This is a genomic window from Streptomyces calvus (assembly GCF_006782915.1).
GTDB classification, from domain to species: Bacteria; Actinomycetota; Actinomycetes; order Streptomycetales; family Streptomycetaceae; genus Streptomyces; species Streptomyces calvus.
Genome location: NZ_VCNP01000064.1, coordinates 1 through 26,161, shown reverse-complemented (window position 1 = coordinate 26,161; position 26,161 = coordinate 1). Strand labels below are relative to the sequence as shown.

Annotated in this window: 22 protein-coding genes and 7 pseudogenes; 16 read left to right on the top strand and 13 right to left on the bottom strand. The window is 68.2% G+C overall.

What is annotated here, in order from left to right:
• Positions 1 to 331 precede the first annotated feature (331 nt).
• Entirely contained in the window at positions 332 to 745 is a 414-nt protein-coding gene (locus tag FGW31_RS34425) for a hypothetical protein (protein ID WP_142197539.1), read from the top strand.
• Between the two features lie 486 nt (positions 746 to 1,231).
• A complete protein-coding gene (locus FGW31_RS34420; protein WP_142197538.1) occupies positions 1,232 to 1,735 on the top strand; it encodes a hypothetical protein in 504 nt (167 codons plus the stop codon).
• On the opposite strand, the gene FGW31_RS34415 is transcribed toward FGW31_RS34420, so the two are convergent.
• On the bottom strand, positions 1,680 to 2,588 hold the full coding sequence (locus FGW31_RS34415; RefSeq protein ID WP_267905364.1) for an IS5 family transposase: 909 nt from the start codon (positions 2,586 to 2,588) through the stop codon (positions 1,680 to 1,682). The two genes, FGW31_RS34420 and FGW31_RS34415, sit on opposite strands and share 56 nt — an antisense overlap.
• A gap of 268 nt (positions 2,589 to 2,856) precedes the next feature.
• Between FGW31_RS34415 and FGW31_RS34405 the strand changes: the two genes are divergently transcribed.
• The gene (locus tag FGW31_RS34405; protein ID WP_142197537.1) at positions 2,857 to 3,129 is read left to right on the top strand and encodes a hypothetical protein; all 273 of its coding nucleotides are present in this window, start codon (positions 2,857 to 2,859) and stop codon (positions 3,127 to 3,129) included.
• Positions 3,130 to 3,398: 269 nt separating this feature from the next.
• Here the strand turns inward: FGW31_RS34405 and FGW31_RS36140 are convergent, their stop codons facing one another.
• From FGW31_RS36140 to FGW31_RS34390, 3 genes are all read right to left on the bottom strand, one after another.
• Positions 3,399 to 3,764, bottom strand: a complete 366-nt coding sequence (locus tag FGW31_RS36140; RefSeq protein ID WP_325053532.1) for an ATP dependent DNA ligase — start codon at positions 3,762 to 3,764, stop codon at positions 3,399 to 3,401.
• 1,481 nt (positions 3,765 to 5,245) lie between these two features.
• Entirely contained in the window at positions 5,246 to 6,535 is a 1,290-nt protein-coding gene (locus FGW31_RS34395; protein ID WP_142197536.1) for a PIN domain-containing protein, read from the bottom strand.
• Positions 6,536 to 6,734: 199 nt separating this feature from the next.
• Positions 6,735 to 7,094: a hypothetical protein gene (locus tag FGW31_RS34390; protein WP_182675350.1), complete on the bottom strand. Its 360-nt coding sequence runs from the start codon at positions 7,092 to 7,094 to the stop codon at positions 6,735 to 6,737.
• Here FGW31_RS34390 and FGW31_RS35845 point away from each other — a divergent pair.
• Positions 7,042 to 7,254 (top strand): annotated as a pseudogene (locus FGW31_RS35845) (IS6 family transposase); the annotation flags it as partial. The gene FGW31_RS34390 and the pseudogene FGW31_RS35845 sit on opposite strands and share 53 nt — an antisense overlap.
• A 520-nt stretch (positions 7,255 to 7,774) precedes the next feature.
• On the opposite strand, the gene FGW31_RS34380 reads toward FGW31_RS35845, so the two are convergent.
• The 5 genes from FGW31_RS34380 to FGW31_RS35840 all read right to left on the bottom strand — a co-directional run bounded on the left by FGW31_RS34380 (position 7,775) and on the right by FGW31_RS35840 (position 12,161).
• Positions 7,775 to 9,634 carry a pentapeptide repeat-containing protein gene (locus FGW31_RS34380; RefSeq protein ID WP_142197534.1) on the bottom strand — a complete coding sequence of 620 codons (1,860 nt, stop codon included), beginning with the start codon at positions 9,632 to 9,634 and terminating at the stop codon, positions 7,775 to 7,777.
• A 339-nt stretch (positions 9,635 to 9,973) separates the two neighbouring features.
• A complete protein-coding gene (locus FGW31_RS34375) occupies positions 9,974 to 10,219 on the bottom strand; it encodes a hypothetical protein (RefSeq protein WP_142197533.1) in 246 nt (81 codons plus the stop codon).
• A complete protein-coding gene (locus FGW31_RS34370; protein WP_142197532.1) occupies positions 10,216 to 10,614 on the bottom strand; it encodes a hypothetical protein in 399 nt (132 codons plus the stop codon). The genes FGW31_RS34375 and FGW31_RS34370 overlap by 4 nt, the downstream gene beginning before the upstream one ends.
• Positions 10,611 to 11,639, bottom strand: coding sequence for an ATP-dependent DNA ligase (locus tag FGW31_RS34365; RefSeq protein ID WP_142197531.1), 1,029 nt, complete (start codon positions 11,637 to 11,639; stop codon positions 10,611 to 10,613). The genes FGW31_RS34370 and FGW31_RS34365 overlap by 4 nt, the downstream gene beginning before the upstream one ends.
• Positions 11,640 to 11,996: 357 nt before the next feature.
• Positions 11,997 to 12,161, bottom strand: a complete 165-nt coding sequence (locus FGW31_RS35840) for a DUF6233 domain-containing protein (RefSeq protein WP_233452626.1) — start codon at positions 12,159 to 12,161, stop codon at positions 11,997 to 11,999.
• 50 nt (positions 12,162 to 12,211) lie between these two features.
• Here FGW31_RS35840 and FGW31_RS34350 point away from each other — a divergent pair, with 50 nt between their 5' ends.
• Positions 12,212 to 12,637 carry a Ku family protein gene (locus tag FGW31_RS34350; protein ID WP_233452625.1) on the top strand — a complete coding sequence of 142 codons (426 nt, stop codon included), beginning with the start codon at positions 12,212 to 12,214 and terminating at the stop codon, positions 12,635 to 12,637.
• A gap of 344 nt (positions 12,638 to 12,981) precedes the next feature.
• Here the strand turns inward: FGW31_RS34350 and FGW31_RS34345 are convergent.
• Both FGW31_RS34345 and FGW31_RS34340 read right to left on the bottom strand, forming a co-directional pair.
• Positions 12,982 to 13,634, bottom strand: a pseudogene (locus FGW31_RS34345) (HNH endonuclease family protein).
• A 255-nt stretch (positions 13,635 to 13,889) separates the two neighbouring features.
• A complete protein-coding gene (locus FGW31_RS34340; RefSeq protein ID WP_182675349.1) occupies positions 13,890 to 14,273 on the bottom strand; it encodes a peptidase inhibitor family I36 protein in 384 nt (127 codons plus the stop codon).
• A 535-nt stretch (positions 14,274 to 14,808) separates the two neighbouring features.
• On the opposite strand from FGW31_RS34340, the pseudogene FGW31_RS34335 reads away from it, so the two are divergent.
• From FGW31_RS34335 to FGW31_RS34320, 4 genes and pseudogenes are all read left to right on the top strand, one after another.
• Positions 14,809 to 15,291: pseudogene (locus FGW31_RS34335) on the top strand (lamin tail domain-containing protein).
• An 886-nt stretch (positions 15,292 to 16,177) separates the two neighbouring features.
• Entirely contained in the window at positions 16,178 to 16,327 is a 150-nt protein-coding gene (locus tag FGW31_RS36325) for a hypothetical protein (protein ID WP_411757121.1), read from the top strand.
• Between the two features lie 30 nt (positions 16,328 to 16,357).
• Positions 16,358 to 17,797: pseudogene (gene istA / locus FGW31_RS34325) on the top strand (IS21 family transposase); the annotation flags it as partial.
• 15 nt (positions 17,798 to 17,812) lie between these two features.
• Positions 17,813 to 18,415 (top strand): annotated as a pseudogene (locus FGW31_RS34320) (ATP-binding protein); the annotation flags it as partial.
• On the opposite strand, the gene FGW31_RS35835 reads toward FGW31_RS34320, so the two are convergent.
• Positions 18,358 to 18,672 carry a DUF6233 domain-containing protein gene (locus FGW31_RS35835; RefSeq protein WP_220511467.1) on the bottom strand — a complete coding sequence of 105 codons (315 nt, stop codon included), beginning with the start codon at positions 18,670 to 18,672 and terminating at the stop codon, positions 18,358 to 18,360. The pseudogene FGW31_RS34320 and the gene FGW31_RS35835 sit on opposite strands and share 58 nt — an antisense overlap.
• A gap of 188 nt (positions 18,673 to 18,860) precedes the next feature.
• Between FGW31_RS35835 and FGW31_RS34310 the strand changes: the two genes are divergently transcribed.
• Positions 18,861 to 19,829: a DNA polymerase Y family protein gene (locus FGW31_RS34310; protein WP_142197594.1), complete on the top strand. Its 969-nt coding sequence runs from the start codon at positions 18,861 to 18,863 to the stop codon at positions 19,827 to 19,829.
• 296 nt (positions 19,830 to 20,125) lie between these two features.
• Here the strand turns inward: FGW31_RS34310 and FGW31_RS34305 are convergent.
• Positions 20,126 to 20,862, bottom strand: a pseudogene (locus FGW31_RS34305) (IS6 family transposase); the annotation flags it as partial.
• Between the two features lie 313 nt (positions 20,863 to 21,175).
• Between FGW31_RS34305 and FGW31_RS34300 the strand changes: the two are divergent.
• The 6 genes and pseudogenes from FGW31_RS34300 (at position 21,176) to FGW31_RS34270 (ending at position 25,996) form a co-directional block, all read left to right on the top strand.
• Positions 21,176 to 21,439 carry a hypothetical protein gene (locus FGW31_RS34300; RefSeq protein ID WP_142197529.1) on the top strand — a complete coding sequence of 88 codons (264 nt, stop codon included), beginning with the start codon at positions 21,176 to 21,178 and terminating at the stop codon, positions 21,437 to 21,439.
• Positions 21,440 to 21,860: 421 nt separating this feature from the next.
• Positions 21,861 to 22,745 (top strand): response regulator transcription factor, encoded by an 885-nt coding sequence (locus FGW31_RS34295; RefSeq protein WP_182675347.1) that lies wholly within the window; start codon positions 21,861 to 21,863, stop codon positions 22,743 to 22,745.
• 446 nt (positions 22,746 to 23,191) lie between these two features.
• Positions 23,192 to 23,443 (top strand): annotated as a pseudogene (gene tpg, locus FGW31_RS34285) (telomere-protecting terminal protein Tpg); the annotation flags it as partial.
• 672 nt (positions 23,444 to 24,115) lie between these two features.
• Positions 24,116 to 24,406, top strand: coding sequence for a hypothetical protein (locus tag FGW31_RS34280; protein WP_142197527.1), 291 nt, complete (start codon positions 24,116 to 24,118; stop codon positions 24,404 to 24,406).
• Positions 24,407 to 24,416: 10 nt separating this feature from the next.
• Positions 24,417 to 25,133, top strand: coding sequence for a helix-turn-helix domain-containing protein (locus tag FGW31_RS34275; RefSeq protein WP_142197526.1), 717 nt, complete (start codon positions 24,417 to 24,419; stop codon positions 25,131 to 25,133).
• A gap of 323 nt (positions 25,134 to 25,456) precedes the next feature.
• Positions 25,457 to 25,996, top strand: coding sequence for a hypothetical protein (locus FGW31_RS34270; protein ID WP_142197525.1), 540 nt, complete (start codon positions 25,457 to 25,459; stop codon positions 25,994 to 25,996).
• Positions 25,997 to 26,161 lie beyond the last annotated feature (165 nt).

Below are 26,161 nucleotides of genomic sequence, written 5' to 3'. Positions count from 1 at the left end.
GGCATCTGCGTTCCCGGAAGTGCAGCCCATCTGCGGGCAGATGGGCGGTGGGCGACGCTCAGTTCGTCGGACGCGACCCTGCCGCCCGCCGCCGTAGGTGAGTCCGAGGGCATCAGGGATTCAAGATCTTCGCTTTGCCCATTGGGCGCGTATCCTCTCCATCCCCGAACATGCCCAGGGCACAGCGAGCCACTGGTAGGTGGAGAATCTCGGTCATTTGCGGATGGCAAATCAGGCAGTTCTCTGCAGCAGCGGCGTGTCCTTGAACCGGCACCGTGATGATCGGCGGCGCCAATCTGGTTCAACCACAACTTTTCGGAGGCAGCCGCCTGTGACGGAGTCCATCACCCTCGCCGACGATCCCGACCTCGCCCACCTGATCGACTTGCTTGACATGCTGAGGGGACCAGAAGTCACCTCTCTGTGGGGTGAGGGCGACTACAGCATCGGGAAGAAGTTCGCCTACCGGATCACGGCCATCCTCAACGGCCAGGGCGATGCGGCGGACGTTGATTATCTCGCGGTGTACGTCCTCAAGTACCTCGGAAAGGGCAACACGTACATCCCGGAAGAGCAGATCACCAAGTGGCTGCGTGGAGTGGGCGGCTTGCCTGCGGCGGGACACGCATGGGTGGAGGACGCCACGAAGACCGCGTGGACCCTGGTGACTCGGTACAGCCTGCCCCGCTGGCGCGGCAGCGATCGTCGGGGTACACCCGGGGAGCACTGGCTGATGGCCCAGTAATCAGCGCCCTACCAGGCAGCCCCGAACCTGCGCAAGGTCGGGGCCGCCACGGCCTGCTAGCAGATCAACTCGCAGCGGACTTCCGCTCGGCTAGCTGGGCATCAACGCCCGTCACATTTGGGCGCGCCTGGAGGAACGCGGCGCCCACATTGAGGACCTGCAGCACGCCCTGGCGGCGCTGGTCCCGGCACCGGATCCGGCGCCCATGCTCCGCCCCGCTAGCGCCCGTGGGAGGCCGAGTACGCCTCGGAAACGGGCAGGCGGCGCCGCTGGTGGTTTCGCTGGGACTGGCAGCACGGGGTTCGAGGCTCCCGCCGACAACTGCTGCGACGCTACCCGTGAACGCGGCCACTCTGCTGGGCTCAGAGGTCGTTCTCTTTCCGAACCTCATGTGTGATTTCTGCTGGTCAGGCGTGAGATCGCGGTTGTCACGGGAGTCTGGTTCTGTTGCCGGCCGAGATGTCGTGGGGGTGCCAGGTGCCATCGATGCGGGCGGTTCTGGAGACGCGGCGGAAGGCCGCGGTGGTGCGGGTGGAGGAACTCGAAGCCGAGCTGGAGCGGGTGCGGGCGGCTCTGGCGGAGGCGGAAGAGGTGCTCCGGCATCGAGTGATCGGCCTGGAGCAGTATCTGGAGGCGCTGGGCGAGGCGGACGCGCCCGCTGTGGTGGCTGGCGGATCCTCGCAGAAAAAGCCGGTGGGACCGCGCCGGGCGGTGCCGCACCGCCAGGACGCGGCCGACACCGAGGTGCTGTCGGTGGACTACCAGGCGTTGATGGCCGCCGCCCTGGAGGCGGGAGTCGGCGGGCTGGGTGCCCGGCGGGCGGCGGTGGTGCTGGGCTGGGACAGTGCGTCCGCCTCCCGCGTCGAGGGAGCGAGGGCCCGGCTGAAACGTCTGGTGGAACGGGGCTGGCTGGTGGAGGAGAAGCCGGGCCGGTTCACGCTGCCCGCACCGGAACAGGCCGGTGCCGGGCGGCCAGACGGCGGCTCATGAGCATGGTCATCGACCACAGGACGATGCTCTGGCTGGTGTCGGGGCGTCGTTCGTAGTCACGGACCAGGCGCCGGCTTCGCAGGAGCCAGGCGAAGGACCTCTCGACGACCCAGCGGCGGGGCAGGACCTGGAAACCCTGGACGTCATCGCTGCGGCGGACGATGTCCAGGACGATTCCGAGGTGCTGGAGGGTCCAGTCGGTGAGGTGGCCGGTATAGCCACCGTCGGCCCAGATGCGGGCCAGCCGCCGGAAGCGATCCTTTGCTGCGGGCAGCAGGCTCCGGGCGGCGTCACGGTCGGTCGTGGAGGCCGGCGTGACCAGCACGCCCAGGAGAAGTCCGAGGGTGTCGGTGAGCAGGTGCCGCTTGCGACCGTTGACCTTCTTCCTCGCGTCGAATCCCCGTGTGGTGTGGGCGACGGTGGCGTCCGCCTTCACCGACTGCGAGTCCACGATGGCCGCGCTCGGTTCCCCGTCGCGGCCTTCCGAGCGGCGGACGGCCTCGCGCAGCCGGTCGTGCAGCTCGGCCACCAGCCCCGTATCCCGCCAGCGGGCGAAGAAGGCATTCACCCGCGGCCAGGGCGGGAAGTCGCAGGGCATCGCGCGCCACTTGATGCCGTTGTCGACGAGGTAGCGCACCGCGTCGATCATCTGCCGGTGGCAGTAGCCCTCCGGCCTGCCGCCCCGGCCCGCCAACCAGGTCGGCACCGGCAGCAGCTCCCGCACCCGTGACCACTCCGCGTCGCTTATGTCCGAGTCGTACCGGGGTCGGCGCTCCGGCCGGTCGACTGCGTTCCCGAACCGATGGGCGAGACAGTCACACCCAGGAGTGGGCGAACTGGACTCGGCGACCACGACCGCGCGACACTTCGACAACAGGGCCTCTTGCTCCTCGCTGGATTCGACAACCGCGAGCTACCAAGAGGCCCTTCTTCTATGCACCCACACCGGCTGACTCACCCGGACCAGGGACCTGTTCGATCCCGATCGACTCCACGAGCGGATAGAGAACAGCCAGTCAGAAAGCCAGCGAAGAGCTCGCCCACGGTCACCGGTTCCGAGGCCACCGACCGCCAACGAGCTCCTCGCCCACGGGAAGCACCCTCACGAAAGAGCATCCCCAATGCCAAAGCGTACGCCCCGCACTGACCGCACCGCCCCGTCCAAGAAGAAAGACACCCACCAGCAACAGGCCCGGCGCAACGCCGCCGCCCCCCGCCCCACCGAGGGCGGCCGCGGGAAGCGGCGCCTGCTGCCGCTGAACCCGCGCAAGGGGCGACGCAGTAAGCGACAACGCCGAGACCTGATGCACCACCTGCTCCGCGGGGCCGCCTACAGCACCGGCGCCGGCACCATCGGACTCCTCTTCTGGTGGATCCGTCTCCAAATGCTGTAGCGACGCACCCATGCGGGTCTTGCGCAGCCCTGACTGCACGGGGCTGCGCAGTCATGACCTGGGGTTGCGCCTAACCGTTGCGCTGGAGGTTGCGCCCCAGGGTCGCGCCTACTGTTGCGCGACCCGACGGACAACCCAACATTCGCGCTGTCACCACGCCGTTTTGCCGTGGTCGCCTTGCGGCTGCTCTGCCCATGTCCCTTGGCTGGAGTGAAGGCGGAAGGGACGGGCGGGATGGGCGACGCGGCCGCGGCCGGGGATCGGGGCGCTCAGCGGGTTGCGCGTCGGCCGAAGCCTCCGCGCGTGCCGCCGTCGTGTGGCGAAGCTGTCAGGCGGGGAACGTCAGTGAGGGAGAGGTCGGGGCGGGCGCGGTGCCAGCGCGCAGGATGGCGCCACCGGCCGGAGGCATCACGGGCGACATCAACGCCGACTTCCACCACCAGCCCGGGTTCGACCAACGTGACATCCAGTTGCTCCCGGCTGCCCCATCCGGCGGAGAACGACCAGCCCGTCCACGGATGCACGCGCCGTCCCGCCTCGAGCAGTTCGGCGACCGCGGTGCCTGCCGCTCGGGCGAGGGTCGTGGTGCGACCGACGTACTGGAGGCGGCCTTCAGCGTCGTACCTGCCGAGCAGCAGCGTCCGGGGCTGGGTCAGGGAGCCGGTGACCGCGCCGACGATCGCCTCACTCGTCTCAAGGACCTACTGGTGAAAATGCAGTGTTCCGTCCATGCACTATTCGCGGTAACTGACCACGATCTCAGGTCGTGCAACAGACCGGGGCGAGGCGATCTCGGGGTGCAAGGCGGAGCTGGAACACGTGGCTGTCGTGGACGTGCGGCGGTGGGCCTAACCACGCAAGCCACTCGCGTACACCGCAAGGGCGACAGCAGCCGCAGCGCAGAAGACGACGACAAGGCGGCCTGTCCAGGTGTCCCTTTCGATGGCCAGCTGGATCGTCCGCCAGAACTGCCTGCTCATTCGCGCCTCCTTGGCACCGTCCGAACATCATCGGCCGGTGACCAGTCGGCTCACTTTCCACTGCTTCACGAGCGGCGGAAGTGTCACACCGGCGAGAGCGCCAGGTCCTACGTCATTCTGGCCGCAACCGGCTCAGCGCAGTGCCCGTGTGCCTCGCCGACCACGCTTCTCTTGGCTATGCGGAGCGATATGGGCTGCGCCGTCCCGAAGCCCGCTCGCCGGCATGCGGTGGCCTCCAGGCGTCAGCGGTCAGGGCATGACTTGCGTCACCCTGCGCGAACCCGTCACACAGCCTCCACCCGCATCCTCGCCCGCTACAGCGTCAACGCATGGCGCATGCTCGCCCCAGAGGTCCACCCGGCGCCGAAGTCCACCAAACACTGCGGCCGCGCCCAAGTCGTCATCGGCGGCTCTGCCCGCGAGACCCAAGTGCTGTTCTTCACCGAGACCGAAGCCCGCGAGTGGGCCACCACCGGCAAGAAGGCCGCCGACCGCCCGAACCCGCAGCCCTCCCCACGCAGGCCAGCCCGGTGCGGATGCAGAAGCCGCGCACACCCGACACTCAGCCCGCCGCCGCGCCCGCGGACTCGTTCGCCGACGCCTGGAGCACCACGCCGACCACGGCGGCGCCCGACCAGGTCCCGGCTCCGGCCGCCGACCCAGCGGCGACGTCGCCGACGGCCCCGGTCGATGACGACCAGGCGGTGGGGCTGCGCGAGGCCGCCGAACACCACCTCCCTACACCCTCGCCGCGCTGCGCTAAGCCCGCGCCAACGACCGCACGTTCCCCGACCCGGTCGACAAGAGCGGCGCCGAACTCCTCTACCGCGTCGGCGACTTCAAGAAGTGGGCCCGCAACCGGCCCCGCGCCGCGTCCGGAACCACCGACTCGACTGACCACCCCAGCCCGCCGGCGGCCGCGAACCCGGGACCTGTCCGGTCCGGCCGACACGATCCCCCAGCACTGGTGAACACCCCGTTCAACAGGCACAGCACAGAGAAGCACCTGCGACTACCTGGAAGCCGTCGCGACCGAACTCAACGGCCGTCCACGCAGAACGCTCGGCTGGGACACCCCGGCCGAGCGCCTGTATCGACTTCTCACGGCGAGTGGAGGAGGACGCCGGTAACCCCACCTACTCCTTGTCGTCCGGCTCCTCCGGCAAGTCGCGGACGGCCTCCGCGATCCGGTCATTCAGCTCGCGGGATGCTGCGCTGTTGTCGAGGACGCTGCGGATCGCCTCCTCGACCGGCGACAGGTCTGGACCGAGCTGCTCCACGAGGCGGGTCAGGGTGACCTGCATAGCCGGAGTGTTCATCAACGCGGCAAGGTGCGCTCTACCCAAGCGCGTCAGGCGTTCCTCCGTCGCTTGGGGAAGCATCGGCACGTTGGGGACGTCCTCGGCCGAGATCGGGCCCGGCCGCCGGAAGTCGAGGACCGTCATGGCCTGGTCCGCCGCTGTGCTCAGCAGGACCCGAGTCTCCCAGGCATACGCCCGCTCGTGCGTTTCGCCCCGGATCATCCTGTCGTCCCTGAGCAGCCACCGCACCCAGGCCGTAAACCAGTGGTGACTGCCGACCTCGTGGCCGCTCACCTCAAGCACCTTGTCCAGCGCCACCGCCGTCGGGGACCAGTTGGGAGTGGCCCCGGGGAGCCTCCGCCCGTCGCCGTTGAAGGCCGAGGCCGAGGGCATCGGAGTGCCGGTGACCATCCGGTAGCGCCTTGATGCGGTTCTCGTCGCGGCCAGGACCGTCGCGTAGTTTTCCTGGGTGTCCAGCAACTCTCGTACGTCCTCGGTGCTGGCCTCCACCGCCGTGGCAAACTTGATGACCACACCGTCGAGTGACGTGAACAGGTGAAACCGGTGCTCCATGCCGGCGATGTCCTTCTGCATTTCCGGCAGGAAGTGCCCGTCCTCGGACATGTCCGAGTCGTTGCTGACGAAGTACACGGTCTCGTCCTCGTGTGCCTTCGCGTACTCGACCGCCGTCAGCCAGATCGCGGCGTCCCGGGCCCCGGTCTTGTAGGTGCCGCTGCTGACCGTCTTGCACGGGGCGATCTGGTTCGTCTCCCGGAACATGGACTGCTGGTAGGCAGTGTGGGATGTCTCCAGGACTTCCGTGATGGACGAGTACCGCTCCCGCCAGTGCCTACGCACGTGCTCGGCCGGCCACCGCTTGGGGTGGTTGACGTGCTCCCAGGGGGTGGCCTTCCGGAGGTCGTCCACCGCGTCCATGGCCGCCTGGTGCTTCTCCGCGTAGGACAGGGCCTGCTGCGCGGCGATCTCCTCGATGGCGATCCACGGTGTGGCCACTCGTTCGACTCCTGCGGCTCGGATGGCGCGGAGTACGTCCGCGACGGGACCGCGAAGAGAGGTCCCCTTAATGATGTTCGCGTCCAGGATGATCAATGCGAGGCGCTCCATCTTCCTTGGCTCCCAGCCGTACGGACCTATCCTTTCAACTTCTGATCACTGGAGCGGGGGCATTTCAGTGCTGACTCAGGGAGCAACCCCGCGTTCCCGGTGTCTACACGCACTCGAGTGCGATGCCACAGGCCCGGGACAGTGAAGGACGTCGGGCGCACACAGCGGTCGGGGTCCACTGACAGCCTCAGGATGCTGTTCAGTTGAGTCCGACGTCGGCGAGTTGCTGTGTGGGCGTGGTGTTTCTGAGGTTCAGCATGACCGGCATTCCCTCGTGCACATACGAGTGGTGCTTCGATGACGGATGCCTCCACAGCTTCCCCGGCGGTGAAGAGCCGTGGTGCGCTGCGGCGTGGGTGTCCCGTTCGCCGTAGCCACGGCCGACCATGCCATCGAGGCCGAGCAGACCGCCTGCGGTGAGGCCCGGTTCCTCGAGGGCGGGCACTGTCACGTTGACTGACCGGGTGGGATGATCTTCTGGTTGGTCATGCGGGGAGGGGTCGTCCGTGGACAGCGCGCCGCCGTCGTACAAGGGGCACCGATACCCGGTGGAGATCATCGCGCACTGCGTGTGGCTGTACTTTCGCTTCCCGCTCAGCTTTCGCGAGGTCGTGGAACTGATGCTGGAGCGCGGCGTGCTCGTCTCCTATGAGACGGTCCGCCGCTGGTGCGCCAAGTTCGGGCAGACCTACGCCGGCGCGCTGCGCCGTCGGCGGCCCCGCCCCCGGACACAACTGCCGCCGCCCAACACTCCGCCAACGCCGCACCACGCCTCTCCCGCCACACTGTCCCCTCCACACCGACAGGCCACGACCAGGCCACCGCTGCGGCGCTTCACCCAGGCCCCACCGCTCACGGCAGGACGACGGGCGCCTGACGAGCTGCCGCGGCACGCTTGCGGCCAAAGCAGGTCCTCGGCTCCATCGAAGCTGTACTCGTCGACCGGAACCAACAGTTCGCCGCCCGGAAGACAGCCCGGTCCCGCGCCCGCTCCAGCCGCCCCCGCCCATAATCCAGGCCCAGGGTGACGGTAGGCGCGATGTGGGCAGCACTCACCCAGACCAGGAAAGACCGCGCTGCCGTCCGGCAGCGCGGCTACTGCAGAACCCCGCCAGTGCGGGGACGACCGGCGCGCATCCGAACAGTGAGTGCGCGGTGGGCTGGCGCGCACCGGATGAGTCAGTGCGCGACGTGGTGTTCGCAGGGTTCCGCCAGATCGGGCAGGGCAGGGCTGGGCAGTCAGCGTTTGACGCGGTTGCGGACGGCGAGAACTGCCAGGCCCAGCAGGACGGGTTCGGTCAGGCGGGAGGTCATCTCGATGTAGGTGCCGGTGGTGGTCAGGTCCTGGCCGGAGGAGCGGAATACCACCGAGTTGAGGGTGACACTCAGGGCTTTCTCGAAGCGCTTTCCGGTGAACCGGTTGCCGGTGGGGTTCTGGGGATCGTCCTTGTCGATCTCGAAGGTGACCTTGCCCCCGCCGACCGGGACGGTGCCGGTCGCGGTCTGCTTCGGGGTGTCCTGAGCGAGGCCGAAGGCCATCAGCAGGACGATGGTGAGGAGCATGGCCGCCCCGAGCCAGGCCAGGGCCCGCGAGGCTCGCAGGCCGTAGCCGGACAGTGACCAGTACGCGGTCAGCAGCCCCCGTTCACTGCGGGGGATGTCGTCGGCGTGGCGGCGCATCTCCATCTCCCCGTAGTAGAAGTCCGCAGCCCCCGGCTCGTGCTTTCCGTCCTCGAAGGCCTTGCGCAGAGCCCGGTACACCGGAGCCAGCTGCAACGGCCCCGCCCGCCCGGCGCCGAGGACCGCCACGTTCCAGCCCCGCACTGCCCCCGGCTGGCTGGCGCGCCAGTGGTGTTCCTCGGCCAGAACGCGGCGCTCGGTGAACCGCACAGGCGGCCAGCGCCGCCAGTGCGCGGCCGGCGGTGCCGTGTCGAAAGTGCAGGCCCCCTCCAGACGGAGTTGGTCCAGGTGGACCGTGCCGGCGAACAGACATCCCGACAGATCGAGGTCGGCCAGGACCAGATGAGCCGCGTCCACCCCACGCAGCGACGCCACCCGCACCCGGGGGTCGGGCGCGCTCGGAAAGGGATCTTCGGCGAGCTGTCGGCCGTCGGTGAGCACGAACGGATCCGGCTCGGCGGCGATCGTGAGGGGGTATTCGAACACCGCATGAGCGAAGTCCACCGTGGCATAGCGCAGACGGATCTCCGCTGTCGATGACCAGCGAGCGCGCCGGCACTCCAGACGGCGCGCAGCGAACGAGAGAGTCACCGGGCCGCCGAACTTAGCACCGGACAGCACAATTTGCTCAGCGCACACCAAAGGCCCGAACTGGTCAGCCTCCACGAAGGTCGCCGACTCGAACCAGGCGTCGCCCTCGAAGATCGCCAACTCGAACTCGGCGCGGCCCTCGAAGATCGCCGACTCGAACTCGGCGCGGCGCTCGAAGGTCGCCGACCGGAACCAGGCGTCGCCCTCGAAGGTCGCCGACTCGAATACGGCGTAGCCCTTGAAGGTCGCCGACCGGAACACGGCGTGGCCTTTGAAGGTCGCCGACCGGAACCAGGCGTCGTCCTCGAAGGTCGCCGACTCGAACTCGGCGCGGCGCTCGAAGGTCGCCGACCAGAACCAGGCGCGGCGCTCGAAGGTCGCCGACCGGAACACGGCGTGGTTCTTGAAGGTCGCCGACTCGAACTCGGCGTGGTTCTTGAAGGTCGCCGAATCGAACACGGCGTCGCCCTTGAAGGTGGCCGACTTGAAACCGGCTTCTCCCTCGAAGATCGCCAACTCGAACACGGCGTCGCCCTCGAAGGTTGCCGCCCCGAACACGCCGGTGCCTAAGCGGGCGTTACCGGTTGCGGGGTCACGGAGGGCGTTGAGTAAGGCGATGAGGAGGGAATCGGTGAAGGTGGTGCCCCGGTGGTCGATGCTGGCGCCGGGAGTCAGGCCGGCTAGGTAGGCGTCGCGGTCGGCGTCGGCAAGGTGGGCGAGGCACGCGGTGTGGCCGGGAACGTGGATGCCGCGGCACCCAACGGGGTTGGCAGCAGGGTCTGCACCGTGTGCGCAGTGCGGCCAGGTTGGCGGTGCGGATGTGCTCATAGTGCGGCGGCTCCACGGTGTCAGGGTGCCCGTATGGACGCCCTGGGGACAGGAACGGTTCAGGCTCGACGATGAAGGGCAGTGTCGGGGAGGCTCCCACGTCGCGAAGATGCCGTACGTGCCTGAACAACCCGTAGATATCCGTCAGACACGGAGCTCTGAGGGACACATGCCTCACGTGCCGGTCACTCACGCGACACCTGGGCAGAGGCCAGCCCGGACGCCTGGACGCAGGACGCGCTCGCCGCCGTGGCCACCCCTGCACGGCCGCAACACGCCGCGTTCCATACCAGCGTCGGGGGGCCGGGCTCGCAGTCTCCCCGGAGGGCAGGGCCAGACCTAGCGGGCCGGTGTCTGCCAGTCGTGCAGGTAGAGGTCGGTGTCCGCCGTGGCGATGACGTTCGCCGTGGCTGTCAGGTTGGCTCCGGTGAGCTGTGCCCGGGTCATGCCGGTTGCGGACATGAGGTCGAAGGTGGCCACAGGCACGAGTATCTGGCCAGCGGCGTACGTCGGGACGGAGACGTGTGTGGTGTGCGGGCCCACCCGCACGACGCGGACCCGGATCCGCTGGTACTTGGCGGTCACGCAGCCGTTTCTACGTCACCCCGGCCGAGAGGGACAGCGCCTTCGGCGTACTTGAGCGCCTGGCGGGCGGCGGCCATGTCCGCGCCCTTGATGCCCTCGGCCGCGCAGCGCTCCCACCACGGGTGGCACTGCACCTGTGCTGTGGCGGTGCGTAGCTCGTCGAGGAGCCGGTCGAACTCGGCGGCCTCGGCGGCCTCGGCGGCCTCGGCGGCCGTCCAGCCGGGGGTGGCGGGCCGACCGGGGTGCTCCCTGCTCCGCTCCGTCTCCTCGGGCCAGCCGTCGTGCGGCTCGCGGGACCAGGGTAGCGTGGCCTGGTGGGCGCGCAGGGCGGCGATCAGGTCGGCGGGGAAGGCGTGCGGATCGAACGGGGCCGAGTCGGGGGCGGGGGTGCTCATGCCTGTGAGCCTAATTCGCGCGGCGGACAATGCCCGGGTGTGCTGGAGGAGTTGAAGGGGGCGGTGTCGTCGGGGGTGAGGTCGGGGCGTGTGCGGTGCAGGCGTGCGGGGTGCCGCCATCGGCCGGCTGCGTCGCGGGCGACGTCGACCTCGACCTCCACGACGAGGTCGGGCCGGACGAGGTGAACGGAGAGCGCCTCACGCGTGCCCCATCTTGCGGTGAATGTCTGCCCTGTCCATGGATGTGCTGCTTCGGTGGAGGTGAGCAGCTCGGCGAGTGCGGTCCCGGTGGTGCGGGGCAGAGTGGTGGTCCGGCCGGTGTACCGCAGTCGGCCAGCGGTGTCGTAGCGGCCGAGCAGCAGGGTGCGCGGCGCGGTGACGGGGCCGGTGACAGCGCCCACGACGGCGTCCTCGGTGGCCCGCACCTTGTACTTGCCCCACGCTCTGGCGCCCGCCCGGTAGGGGGCCCGGAGCGGTTTGAAACAGAGGCCTTCCAGCCCGGCCGACGTCCAGGTCAACCATTCGCGGGCGGTGTCCGGGTCGGTGGTCGACGGGCACAGCGTGAGCGGTGCGGTCAGCCGGCGTTCGGCGAACAATTCCTCGAGCGCGGCTCGGCGCCGGCTGTAGGGACAGGGTGTGAGGTCTGTGCTGCCCCGGCGCATCAGGTCGAAGACGACGAGGTGAGCGGGCCGGGCGCGCGCGGCCGCCAAGGCGCCGGTACCGCGGCGGCGGGCGAGGCGTTGCTGGAGCCGCTCGAAGGCGAGGCGGCCGGATTCCCACACGACTAGCTCGCCGTCCAGGAACGCGGTGTCGTGGGGCAGTTGGGCGACGGCTGCGTCCCGGATCTCTGGGAACGCGGCGGTCAGGTCCGTGCCGTTGCGTGAGTGCAGCAGCACCTGGCCGCCCGGATACACGGCGAGCTGGGCGCGGTAGCCGTCCCATTTCGGTTCGGCCGCGTACCCCGGTGGCAGGTCGGGCCGGGGTGTGGGAGTGGTCAGCATCGGTGCCGGCAGCGTCCACGTCATGCCTCATGCCTCCGCTGGATCGGCCCGTCGGCCGGGTGCCGTCGTCACGCGGTGGCGGCCAGGTCCCCGGCTTCGTGGGGTCAGTGGCGGGTGCTGTTGTAGCGCACGCCCGGGCCCCACTTGTCTTGTGCTGCGGCCATGCACCAGCCGCAGAGGGGGCTGCCTCCGGTGCCGTATCTGTGGGTTTTGCGCTGGCAGGTGGCGCAGGGGCCGACCTTGTCGCCGGGACACGTCAGGGCGGAGGGGTCTGGTTCGGTGACAGGTGGGGGAAGGGGCATGGGCAGAGATTCCCATTCCAGGTAATTTGATTGATTTGCTGCTATTGCAGGATATTGGCCGGAAGGTAGGGGTGTTCGTTCAGTGTGCTGCGGCTGCAGCGGCGGCGGACGGGGCGGGGCGAGGGGATAAGTTGGTGATGCCGAGCCGGCTGTCGGGCCGGCAGTGGCTGCATGTCTTCAGTCCTGCGGCGATCAGGCCGCGGGCTTCCTCCCGGTCGACGGGCCGGCGCCGCTTGCCGGCCATGTAGCAGTCGCCGGCGTGGACCTGCAGCGGCGGACGGCGTTCTGCACGCGATGCGCTGGCCGGACGAAATCCGTGACCCGTCCGAGCTGCTGCCGCCTGCGGTGGAGCTGAGCGACGACGAGATCGACGGCGCGCTGGCACTGATGGACACCATGTCCCGTGAGGATCTGGAGGGGGAGGAGTTCCGCGATACCTACACCGAGGCCCTGCAGGAGATCATCGAGGCGAAGCGGGAGCATCACGAGCTACCCGAGGCACCGGAGCCGGCCGAACCGGGCCGGGTGGTGGACCTGATGGCTGCCCTGCAGGAGTCCGTCCAGAAGGCAAAAGCCTCACGAGGTGAGGACGCCGACGTGCACGACCTGCCCAAGACCCAGGACAAGACTGCCAAGAAGACACCCTCCAGGCCACAGGCCGGCACCCGGAAGAAGACCACCGCAAAGGCTGCCGGCCGCAAGACACGTCGCAGCGCGTAACACCTCCGTCCGGCGTTGGGAGGTGTGAGGGGATGAGCGGGCCCCTGCGTCCCACACCTCGAGCCGGGGAGCGGGAAGGGCCGACAGTGTGCGGGAGGCGGGGAACAACCGGGAGCCGGGTGTGGTTGTGGAAGGCGTGGTTGTGAAGGGGACAGTGTCCCCGGGCCTCACCTATTGCCTGCAGGGACGATCGTTCGGCTGAAGCCCTGCAGAGCCTTTCGCCGCGTAGGCGACCGCCCTTCACGATCACGCAGCTGATCCAGTCCCGCCCGGGTTCTTACCTCCACGCGTGCCGCGCTTGAGGCGGCCCGCGCGCGGGACTGACTGCTGTACGGCGTGAGTGTTCAGGCGGCCGGCTCGTAGGTGACGGTCTGGTCCGGGCAGGCGGCGGCCAGGTCGCTGAGGGCGGCGAGTTCGGCGGTGTCGGCGGTCAGGGCCCAGCGGAGTTTGGTGCCGACCCATTCAGCGGCGTAACGGCAATGGGCACCGGCGGCGGGCGGCAGCCACTGGGCAGGGTCCTGGTCGGCCTTGCTCCGGTTGGAGCGCGCGGTGACCGCGACCAGGCTGGTCGCGGCGCCCTGATCGTTGGCGTAGGCCTCCCGGCGCTGCGCGGTCCAGGCGGAGGCGCCGGAGTCCCAGGCTTCGGCCAGCGGGACCATATGGTCGATGTCCAGGCCGGAGGCCATAGTGACCCAGGTGGCGTCGTAGTAGGACCACCAGCGTCCGCCGCTCAGGCGGCAGCCGGCAGTGATGGCGGGGGGATCGACGGCTTCGGCGATGAGGACCTCGGCGCGGGTGTTGCAGCCGTCGGCCGGGTCGTCGCCGGTGTTCCAGTGACGGAACCTGTCGCGGCTGTAACCGTCGCGGGACTCGGTACCCGCGGGCAGCCGGCTCACAGCTTCGGCCAGGTACAGGGTCTCTTGCGCGGCGTGCGCGGAGGCGGGGAAACGGCGAAGGACAAGACGACGAGCACCGCGGCGACGAGGCCGCGCAACACATAGGTGGCTCCTGTTGATAGCGGCCGCTGGGAGGTGAAGCGGGCTTCGGCCCAGGAGACCACCCGAGTGAGTGCAATGGTCGTACCGGCAAGACGCGGCCAACGCATCTTGGCAACCGCGAAGTTACTGACACCTCAGGCTGCTGCCGGCATCAGTGGGCGTGGGCTCACGCAAGGCAGGTCGTCGGCCGGGTACCACCGTCGGCTTGGGGCCGGGAACCGGACCTTCGGCCCCGGCGCTGGCAGGGTGGATGGTCAGCCACAGTCGTTGCGGGTGATCTTCAACGAGCGGGTCTGGTCGTTGAGGTTGTAGCCGCGCAGGTCGTGGATGGAGCCGCCGCTGCGGGTGACGCACACCCACCGCCCGGAGTGGTTGCGCTTCTCGTACACGCGGGCGGTGCGGTCGGAGTTGTTGCGGATGGAGCTGCCGCGGTCACGGATAGCGGAGGGCAAATCCTTCACGCTGCCGTCCGAGGCCCGCCGCACCCACGGCTGGCCGCCGAAGTTGATCTCCGGGTAGATACACACGTACCCGGACGGGCAGTCGATCGCCGCCCGTGCCGGGCCCCTCTCGCTGGAAGCGGAGGCCGGGGCGGCCAGCGAGCAGAGGGCCAGAGCGGCGACGGCCGCAGCACGCATCACGTTTTTGATCACAGCACTACACATACGGGGCATCAGGTACTGGCCGGGACGGTTCACCCGAGAGGTCACCCATGCGGCGGAGCAAAGGCGTCCACACGGCGAGCCCAACGCCCCACACAACGTCACTTTACGAGCGGGCTGCGCAGACAGGTGGCGGAAAGCCGAGGCTGCCACGTGTGTTCAGGCGGAAGGACAGCGACGCGAAGGCGTCCACGATGTGCGGTGCCGGCATTGTCTGCGCTAGAGTCGATCATGAAGACGAGCGGTCCGCATCAGCGGCTGCTGTCTGTGCGTTGGTCGTCTAAGGAAAGATTCCCCGCTTCCTGCGGGGAGATGCAGGTGCAAGGCCTGCCCGGCGCTCCATACGAGGAACCCCGTACCTGCAGCAGGCAGGAACGGGGTTCACTGCTGTTCGGTGCCCGGCAGTGGCCGCTCGAACGGGTGACAGGCCCGTTTCCTGTGCAACCAGGGCGGCTGCTCGCTGGTCCTCCCCACGCAACACCGTTCGTTTCAATTGTGGGGGAGCAACCTCTTGCGTACGCGCACCATCCTGGCCGCAGCCGTCACCGCCGGCACCCTGGCCGCCCTCGTTCCCGCCGTCTCGGCTCAGGCTGCCGAATACAGCTCAGCCCTGAAGATCCGCGGCATCCAGTACGACGCCCCCGGCCGGGACTCCAACAACTGCTCCACGGGCAACACCGACGAGGAATACTGACGATCAGGAACTACTCGTCCTCGGCGACGGTCAACCTCAAGGGCTACATCGTCAAGGACGCCGCCGGCAACCGCTTCACCTTCACCGCCACCCACTACCTGCAGCCCGGCGACTCCATCAAGCTGCGCGGACTCCGACGCCAACAACGTGGTCTACCGCGACAACTGCAACTTCCTGTGGAACAACGACAAGGACACCATCTACCTCTACAAGCCCTCCGGCAGCCGCGCGGACGCGCACTCCTACACCAAGCGCGACAACGACCGCGACGGCAACGGCTACATCAGCTACCACGGCTGACACCCGAAACCACTCGCCAGCCGGCCGTGACCTGCCCGACCGTCTCGCCGCCCACTCCGCAGCTCCCCGTGCACGCAAGGAGCACCCCCTCGTCGGAGGGGAGGACAGGGAGTGGAGGAGGTCGTAGTCCTCGGCGAACGGAACACCCCCGCTTTCGGCGAGGAGGACGTTGTCGGAGGACGTTGTCTCGACGACGTTGAGGCGCCTTTCGGAGGACCCCGCGTCGGCGGTGAGGGCGTGAGCCGGGGGCTTGTCCGTGATCTCGACGGCCGGAAACCCCCGCATCGCGACAAGAGATACGACAAAACCTATGTCGGGGCACCCCCACGTCCGCGATGGGTGCTCCGCCCCAGGCCCGGGTCCAGCGCTTGCGGAATTGGTCCTCCCCGCCGACGTGGGGGTGTTCCGCTGTCCTGGCGTCGGATCGCCGACGCGGTCCTGTCCTCCGCCGACGTAGGGGTCTTCCGGTCATGAAGCAGCACCTCGCCGCGCACCCTGAGTCCTCCCGCCGACGTGGGGACACCGGCTGCGGGGCCGGTGCGGACTCACCGGCTGGACCCTCGCTGGACGATGCCGACCACGGTGGCGACCAGTACGGCGGCGCCAGCCAGCGCGACGGTGAGCGGCGTGCCGAGGGCCGGGTGACGGTAGACGATGTAGGCCAGGCCGCCGACGAAGCCGAGGCCGACCCAGAATCAGGAGCAGCAGGACGAGCAGCGTGGTCTTGGACACGAGGTCCCTGGCTTTGTAAGTGAGTTTCGAGAACGTCTGTTGCTCAGTGGTGCGAACGCCTGGTTCCACGGGAGAGTGATGTCGCTGAGTTTCGAGAACGCCCAGGTGCTTGCCTCGGGACCATGGTTGTGCTCTGCACGACGAGGGGGCCCGGGTGCCTTCCTCCAAGGTCGATCTGTACGCGGCGATCCGCCGTGATGCCAGGACCGGCATGTCGACGCGCGTGCTCATGCGGAAGTACGGCGTCGGCTTCAACACCGTGCGGAGGGCTCTGACCTCGGCCCTGCCGGAGCCGCGCAAGTAGATGAGGCCACGGGCAACGCGCCTGGACACCTACAAGCCGGTGATCGACGCCATCCTGAGGGCGGACCTGACCGCGCCGCGGAAGCAGCGCCACACGGTCAAGCGGATCTACGACCGGCTGCTGGACGAGCACGAAGCTGTCGACGTTTCCTACCAGATGGTCCGCGCCTACGTCGCCGCCCGCCGTGAGGAGATCCGTCTCAGGCCGGCAAGGGGGTGGTGGAGGCGTTCGTCCCGCAGACCCACCGGCCCGGGGCGGAGGCCGAGGTCGACTTCGGCGACGTCACAGTGAGGCTGGCCAGCGAGCTGGTGATCTGCTACCTGTTCGCGTTCCGGCTGTCGTACTCGGGAAAGGCCGTGCACCGCATCTTCGCCTCGGCCGGCAGGAAGCGTTCTTCGAGGGCCACGTCCACGCTCTCAACGTGCTGGGCGGAGTGCCGACCGGGAAGGTCCGCTACGACAACCTTAGAGCCGCAGTCGCCCAGGTGCTTGGCCTCTCCCGTCGCCGGGTGGAAGCCGAACGTTGGACCGCCTTCCGCTCCCACTACGGCATCGACGCCCTCTACTGCCAGCCCGGCATCCGCGGCGCCCACGAGAAGGGCGGCGTCGAGGGCCAGATCGGCTGGTTCCGCCGCAACCACCTCGTCCCCGTCCCCGAAGTGGCCACACTCGCCGAGCTCAACGCGATGATCGACCGGTGGGACCAGGAGGACGACGCCCGCCGCATCCGCTCCCGCCCGCGCACGATCGGCGAGTACTTCGCGGCCGAGCAGCCGCTGCTCGCGCCACTGCCGGAGAGCAGTTCGAGACCGGCCGACTGTCCACACCGCGGGTCGACCGCTACAGCCAGATCTGCGTCCGGATGAACCGCTACTCGGTGCCGGTGCGGCTGATCGGCCGCACCGTCCGCGTCATGCTCCACGCCTCCGAGCTCGTGGTCTACGACGGCCGCGAGGAAGTCGCCCGGCACGAGCGGCTCATCGCCCGCAATGGATCCCGCCTCGAACTCGACCACTACTTGGAGGCGCTGATCCGCAAGCCTGGTGCCCTGCCTGGCGCCGCCGCCCTCGACCAGGCCCGGGCCGCCGGCCGGTTCACTCCCATGCACGACGCCTGGTGGGAAGCCGCCGTCAAAGCGCACGGTGAACGCGACGGCACCCGGGCCCTGATCGAGGTCCTCCTCCTCAGCCGCCACCTGCCCCACGAACACCTCGTCACCGGCCTCGCCGCAGCCCTGAAGACCGGTGCCCTCACCGCCGATGCCGTGGCTCTCGAAGCCCGCAGGGCAGCCGACGCCGACACCGGCCCCGAAGAACCCCCGCAGCCGGCCTCCACCACCAGCCAGACCGCCATCGCCTCGCTGCCCGCGGCCGTCAGGGCTAACTGCCACCCGACAAGCGGCCTCTGCCCTCCGTCGCCCCCCTACGACCAGCTCCTGCGGCTCCGCCGACCCGACCACCCCACCCCGTGAAAGGAGGAGAACGCCGTGTCCCTTCCCCGCCAGCGAGGACTCACCGAGCAGGCCGCCACCACCGCCGTCGACCAGGCATGCCGCATGCTCCGGCTGCCTACCATCCGTTCGCAGTTCCCCGACCTCGCCGAGACCGCGAGCCGCGAGCAGATGTCCTACCTCGGCTTCCTCGCCGAGCTCCTCCTGGCCGAGTGCGACGACCGGGCCCGCCGCCGCTCCGAGCGACGCATCAAGGCGGCAGGCTTCCCCCGCGACAAGTCGCTGCGCAAGTTCGACTTCGAGGCCAACCCCAACATCGACGCGGCCATGATCCACACCCTCGCCAAGTGCGAATGGATCAAGAAGGGCCTGCCCCTCTGTCTCATCGGCGACTCCGGCACGGGCAAGTCGCATCTGCTGATCGCACTGGGCACCGAGGCCGCGATGGCCGGCTACCGAGTCAAGTACGTCCTGGCGACCAAGCTGGTCAACGAGCTGGTCGAAGCCGCGGACGAGAAGCAGCTGACCAAGACCATCGCCCACTACGGCCGCGTCGACCTCCTCTGCATCGACGAACTCGGCTACATGGAACTCGACCGCCGCGGCGCCGAACTCCTCTTGACGAGGATGTGCAGCCGGACGTCGGGTTGGCAGTGGCTACACGCGCGCACACCGCTGCTGAGCAGGCGGCGGGCTTCGTCCCGGTCGACGGCACGCCAGCGGGGCCCGGTCATGTGGCAGCCCCCGGCGTGGACCTCGGCGGGCTCGCGGCCGGCGCCGATGCCGAAGGCGGCGACCCAGTCGGGCGGCGCGGGCCGCAGCCGACGCCCCCGCTCTGCTTCGGCTTGTCGCTGCTCGACTGCGGCGATCTTGCGGTCGATGCGCTCCAGCCACATCGCGTGCCACACCCGCAGGGTGAGCAGGCGCTCAAGATCAGGCGGCAGGTCATCGAACACGTTTTGACTCTAGCTCCAAGATCAGCCTTATGGCCTCGCGTGTTCGATTTTCCGTTCGATAACGTAGGTGGTGGAGGAGGTGAGCGGTGATAAGCCCGGAGACGCAGGTCCACCGGTACGCGGTGGTGATGCACGTGCGCTGCCCCGATCGCCTGCCGGAGGAGACCTACCGCCAGATCCTGGAGGAGCTGGCCGGTCTCTCGCCGGTGGTGCAGGCGCTGCCGCCCACGGCCGCGCTGGTCGACCTGACCGGTGCCCTGCGCTACCACGGCACTACCCCGTACCGCCTCGGCGAGGTGCTGCGGATCCGTACGATCCCTCGTCTGGGTGTGGACGTCCGGGTGGGTATCGGTCCGTCCATCACCGTCGCCGCCACCGCCTCCGCCCAGGTCTCTCCGCCCGGCGGCGTCCTCACCATCAGTCCCGACCAGGTGACGGACTGGCTCGCCCAGCTCCCGGTCGACGCCCTGCACGGCCTCGGACCCCGCCAGGCCGCGACCTTGCGGGACTACGGCATCCACAGCGTCGGCCTGCTCGCCGCCGTCCCGCCCGCCACCGTTCAGCGCCTCCTCGGGGGTCGCGCCGGCCGCCTCGCCACCGACCACGCCCGCGGCATCGATCCCCGCCCGGTCGTTCCCCGTGCCCTGCCCGCCTCTGCCGCGGTGCGCTGCTCTTTCGACCGGTACACGCTGGACGGCGCTGCCGTCCGCGCCGCGCTCCTCGACCTGGTCGTACGGCTCGGCGTGCGGCTGCGCCGCCGCGGCCAGGCCGCCCGCGCCCTCACACTCACGCTGAAGTTCGCGGGCGGCACCTCGTGGGAGAAGACCCGCCGCCTGGCCGAGCCGTCCGCCCACGACGACGACCTGCGTCAGCTCGCCTACCAGCTGATGGATGCCGCCGGCCTGCAGCGCGGCCGCCTCACCGGCATCGCCCTGCGCGGCGAAGACCTCATCGACGCCGACCGGGTCGCCCGGCAGATCAGTCTTGACGACACGCGCGAGGACCGGCTGCTGGCCGAGCAGGCCATGGACCGTATCCGTGACAAGTTCGGCCCCCACGCCATCGGGCCGGCGGCCGTCCTTCGCCGTGCCTCCTGACCGGCAGCCCGGCCTTGACTGCCCGTCGGCCGGGCGGGCCGGTCCTGTCCGCGCGGGCTGCGCCCAGGGCGCAGTTCAGGGTGTGAGGGCGTCTTCCAGGATGGGGTGCTAGGGGAGGATGGCGTCGAGGCCGACGATGCGCAGCAGGTCGAGCACGGGGGCGGGGGTGTGGGCCAGGCGCAGCCATCCGCCGCGGCCACGGGCGACATTATTGGGTGTGTGGGTCTCTGGCGGCGCGTCGGGGCGGGGTAGAGGCCGGGTTCCGGGCCGGTGCTCAGGCCTTTGGCGGATTGGCCGGCGGCGCCGGTGATCTGGTCCCAGGTGGCGAAGCGGATGGTCATCTCGGCGCGGTAGTCGGGGGCGGTCATCAGGTGGCGGCGGGGCTGGAAGTGGGGTGAGATGCCGGTGAACGCGGCCAGGAACCGCTGGCTTCCGCCAACGCTACGGAAGCCTTTCATGGCGCGTTCGCGCTGCCGGGTGGGCTGGTGGCTGTTCTCGGCTCGGTTGTTCAGGCCCTTGTGCGAGCGGTGCTCGACCGAGGGCATGACCTCGCGGTGGGCCGCTCGGTAGGAGCGCAGCTTGTCGGTGACGATCACCCGGGGCATCGTGCAGGTCGTCTTCAGCAGGCGGCGGAAGAAACGCCGGGCCGCGGCTTGTCCCGCCGGTTCTGCACGAGGATGCCAAGGACGGCGCCGTCGGCGTCGACGGCCCGCCACAGGTACTTCACCTCACCGTTGATTTTCACGAAGACCTCGTCCAGGTGCCATTTGTCGCCCGGCCGGGGCCGTCGGCGGCGCAGGCCGGGCGCGTAGATCTGCCCGATCTTCGCGCACCAGCGCCGGACCGTCTCGTGGGAGACGAGCACACCGCGCTCGAGCATGAGCTCCTCGACCTCGCGGAAGTTGAGCGGGAAACGGAAGTACAGCCACACGCAGCTCGCGATCACCCCGACTGGGTACCGGTGCCCCTTGTACGACGGCGACGCAGACGACACGAGCGAACCCGCCCTCGGCACAACCAACTCCAAGATCATCTCAGGCCACCCTTCCTCACGCACGCCGCGGCCGTGTTGTGTCCCTGCTCTGTGGCCCCACGTCGACCTCGCCCCCTGCCAAGTCAGTCTGCAAATAACACAGTTGACGGGCCGATACCGAGGTCCTTCGCTGATGTCGGAACTACCTTGGTTGCGTGCGCTTGCCTCACTATCGCCGAGCACGCAACGGTGGACAGCGCACCACCTCAAAGCAATGGGTTGGGACGTACCGGGAAGCCTCTCGCGGCCCGACCGCGCGTGCGTGTCGCGACGGCCCGCGAAGGTCGCGAACGCCGTCGAAAGGAGAATCCCGATGTGCGACGACCCGTGCGTGGACGACAGGGAAGACGAGGCGGCGGGCGAGAGGCTCGCGCCTGCGCCCTCCCGGTCGTCGCGAAGGTGGTGGCCGTTTGTGGGTGCTTCACGGCACGTGTGGTGGGAAGGGGTGCGTACCGTGCTCGGCGTTGTCGAGGCGATCGCGATCCTGACTGACGCACAGGCCCTCGCCGTTGCGGCGAGGGCGCTCACTGCGGTGGTTGGCACGGTCGTCGACGCCGGCAAGCCCGAGCGACCGTGACGTCTGGGTCCGGCCGCCGTTGGGCGGCCGGACCCTCCTGCCGTTTTCCTGCGCACTCCTTCCAGGTAACAGCATCCGGAGGCGAGCGCCAAGGGACCTTTGACCAGTCGTCCCAATGAGAAGCACGAAATTCGTTTCGTGCTGTCGTGAAAAGGGGTTGTTCTTGTCCGCCCAGACCGACGCGTGCCGCGCTTGCGGTCGTGCGCTGCCTCCGGCCCGGAAGGCGGGGCGCCCCCGGCAGTACTGCTCAAGCACCTGCCGCTCAAGCGGGCGCCGTGCCCGGGCACGCGAGGCCGCTCGCCTGGCGCGGCAAGGCGGGCCCTGCGAGACCAAGCTGGCGGGTCAGCACTGTCCTCGCCCTGCCGAGCACACGCTGCTGGTGTGCGGGATGCCGTTCCGGCTCTGCTCCGCCTGCCATACGATGACGACCCAGTATTTGCTGGAGCAGCAGGTACCGGCCACCGATGTCGCAATGCCTCTGCCGACGCCTGCACGTGAGGTCTCCCCTGCGAAGCCGGCCGCCCCCGCCCACCCGGAGATAAGAGCCGCCCGGCCGACGCAAGTGCTGCTGGTCGAGGACGACGATGCAATCCGCCTGGGTGTGGGCCTCGCGCTCACGCGCTACGGCTACACGGTCTTCGCCGAAGACACAGGGCAGGCCGGCCTGCGCAGCGCCTACCTCCGGAGCCCCGAACTCGTCCTGCTGGATGTGATGCTGCCCGACATCGATGGATACGAGGTGCTGCGCCGCCTGCGAACGGTCAGCGACGTCCCGGTCATCTTCCTGACGGCCCGCAGCGAAAGCGTCGATGTGGTCCTCGGCCTCTCCAGCGGAGCGGATGACTACATCGTCAAACCCTGCCAAGCCGTCGAGCTCGTCGCCCGCATCGAGCGGGTACTGCACCGCTACAGGACCGCTGAACGCCAGCACGAGGCCCTCTACGACGACGGGCTGTTACGCCTGGACTCCCAGCGGCAACAGGCATGGGTGGCAAGCGCCCCACTGCCCCTCTCAGCGACGGAGTTCCGGGTTCTCGACCGCCTCGTACGCCATGCGAATGTGGTGCAGCACTTCGCGACGCTCCTGAAAACTGGCCGGGACGCTCCGGCCCCGGCCGCACGCGACCGGGTCAAGTTCACGGTGTCCCGGCTGCGCAGCAAACTCGACGGCACGCCCGTGGGTGCCGACTCCATCGTCTCGGTCCGCGGTATCGGCTACCTCTACCGCTCTCCCACCACACCTCCGCTCCCTCCTCACAGGCGCACCTCCCCAGCAGGCGGCTACGGTCACGGGCATACCCTGTAAAGCCTGTAACGGTATTTAGTCGGTCGTCCCCTGCTCGACGTACTTGGCTTACTGGCCCCTGGTGACCTACCGGCTGCTCTTCGGACGTCGACCTGCGCAATCTCGCCGTAAGCGGCGGTTATGGGCGAGAGGGCCGGGCGCAGGGTGCGGCGCCGGGCCCTCGCCATGTCCGCCTGCCTTTCGCACGGCCGCGCGCCCTCGAGGACCGCCGTCGGCGCTGTCACATTATTGGGTGTGTGGGTCTCTGGCGGTCGCGTCGGGGCGGGGTAGGGGCCGGGTTCCGGGCCGGTGCTCAGGCCTTGGCGGATTGGCCGGCGCCGGTGATCTGGTCTCAGATACGGAAGTACAGCCACACGCAGTGCGCGATCACCCCGACTGGGTACCGGTGCCCCTTGCACGACGGCGACGCAGACGAAACGAGCGACCCCTCCCCCGGCACAACCGTCCGGGCCCGGTTCGGCTTCACCGCCGCGCCCGGCACCACCGACGACGCACGGATGCGTCACCTCACCATCACACTGCCCCCGCAGTACGCGGCCCGCCTCTTCGACGCCCAGGACGTCGGCGCCGGCGAGCAGCAGCTGCGCGCCATCGCAGCCGAAGGCCTCGGCGAGATGTACTTCCGCGACGGAGACCGCCGCGCCCACGGCCTCGAGGTGGAGTTCACCGACCTGGAGCACCTGGAGTTCGACCTGTAGGCGATGCAGGTGGAGCCGATGCCCGCCCAAAGAGGGAGGGCAATCGGCTTCACATAGGCCGGGTGCGCCAACACCTGGCCCGTTATCCCCGGTGCGCCGGTTGGAGCCAGTAGCAATCAGGGACGGCGACGACCATCTTTATTGAGGTGCGTGCCTGTGATGAGAAGTCTGCCTCCAGAATCATGATCATCTAGCGGGGAGAAGGTACGAATCTGAGTCAACGCAGGTCAGCGCCTTGCCGCTATAGATGTCATGACAATGAAGTAAGGGCCCCTGGTAGAGGGTCTGACACGGCAGTGTCACACCCTTTGACCTGCAGATTTTCCCTCTAAATGCAGGATGGCGCAGTTGTCGGGGCCTCATGGTAGAGCGCCTGGCAGCGCTGTGACCTGCACGGAAGACGATCGCCGCGCCTCATACCGAGCTCTGTCGACGGACACATCGTGGCCGACCTACACGCTGTTCTTCACTAAGGCTCCTTTGGCGCATCCGTGAGGCAATCGCCTGACTGCCCCTCAGAAGGGGCGTAGGTGCTGGAAAACTGGGTCCCAGCAGTCCACCTGTGCGCAGGGAGCGCCAACTCCCTAAGACCGCGCAGAGGACTCCCCGGTTGGAGCCAAGTAGCACCGTCCAGCGATCTCACTGTCGCCGGACGGTAGTTAGGAGACCCCTGTGGGCAAGAAGCCCATCATCGCGGCGAGCGTCGCAAACATTGATTCGGCGCCGTCCGACACCATCACCATGAACGGCCGGTTCGGCATGCCGCACGCGCTGGTGATCATCGCGGTCATCATCACTGCCGCGGTCCTCGCCCCGGACGGTATGAGTGTCCAGGACGTGCTGTGGCTCCTGGCAGGCGCCGGCGGCATCGGCGCCGCGGTCGTAGCCCTGGCCGCGAGCGGAGGGCACGGCGGGGGCCGACTCGGCCGACTCATCCGCGCGTACTTCCACACCGGGAACTGAGGTGGCTGCCATGGGACGCCCCGAGAACTCCGTAGACCGCACCGTCCCGGCACGCGCCCAGCTCGCGGACTTCCTCCGCGAACGCAGGAACGCGGCTGGCCTTACCTACAGCCAGATGGCCAAGACTGTAGGCATCCAGCCCTCCGCGGCCACCTTCGAGCGCGCCGCCTCCGGCACTATCGTGCCCTCCCTGGACACCGTCCAGGACTTCATCGTCACGACCACCACCGAGAAGGAGAGCTTCGGCCCGGGACCTGCTCTTGCCAAGGGCCGCGAACTTTGGCTTCGAGCACGGCGGGCCACCCGCGCGCCGTACTACGTGCGCAAGGCGCCCGACCCGACTCTGATCTCCGACACGGCGGGGTTCCTGAAGGCTCTGCGGCACCAGCATGTGTGGATCGGCTACCCGACCCCTGGCGAGATGGAGCGGATGTTCGGGCCGGGTGTACTGCCGAGGACGACCACCCGACGCATCATCGATGGTGAGGCACTCCCCGTTGACCCCCAGCAGGCTATTGCCTTCCTGAAGGCCTGCTATGTGATCGATGAAGCAGAACTCGGACGGTGGCTTGCTGCCGCGGTTCGGTCCTTCCAGGACGACCCGATAAGGTCGAGGAATATTGGCCAGTGGGTCAAGGCTCATAAGGAAATTACCTTGCAGGCTAAAAAAAAGGAGCTTGCTATGGTTACTTCCCTGCGTGAAGAAAATAGCCAAAAGGCAGCGTAACATTGGAGAGTGTAAGGACTGCGGCCAGTTAATTTGGCCGCAGTGCTGGGGAGCACCGCTCAACGAGCCAGATCAGGAAGAGTCCCGGCGCGGTGGCCTGGTGCGCACACCCCCGCACGGCGATGCTCCCCGGCCGAGCCTCCCATGACAATGATGCGGCACTCTGGCGGGAGAGTTCGTAGGTATTCCTGGGTGTCCGCCAGCACCTTGACGGACACCAGGGCGGCTTAGCTGGCTGACTAGGCACGCATGTTGGATGTCAGTGGCGCACAGTAACCTCACTCTCACATCACCCGCGCAGCTTCGCAGAAGGGGCCAGAACCATGACAGACATCTACACAGTGGCCGGTAGGAATATTCGGAGGCTTACAGCACAGTGGCTCTCCGAGATAGAAAACCCTGCCCCTTCACGCAGCACGCTGCTTGACTATGCAAACCATGAAGATGATCCCGACCGAAACTTCTTCGGGGCAAGCTATGTCATGCAGAACATCGCGCCACGTGTCTGGGGAGAAGATGGAAGCGATGATGAACTTCTCCTCTTCGCGGTCATCATGTCTTACGGATTGGCGCGCCCTGAACCGGAGTGGAAGGACTGCGCGACTTACGTTAAAGAGGCTTTCGAGTACGTTCATGGAATAGGAGAAAAAGAAGCAGCCCGTCGTATCCGAGAGAGGGTGATGCGGGAAGCTACCAGGGAAAGAGATCACGCTGATCAAATGGTTGAAGAGCTCAGAAGAAGTTCTCTCAAAAACGACCCGGGGCGAATCGCTGCACATGAAAGAGAACTGGCTAAGGGGAACCACCGTGACCTGAGGGCAGCTAAAGCATTGGATCCGGACGGAGAAATAGATTTCTGGTAGCCTAGAGGAGGGCTCTGATTTCAGATTCAATACTTTCCAAAGTTCGAAGCAGGGGGTGGGGTGCTTTTGCCAAAGCTACATGGTGCATCACTTGATGCAGAGTCACCGGCCCCGGCCACCCCTCTCCTTGCTGCTGCTCGGGCCGCAGGCCCGTTGGCCGTCCCG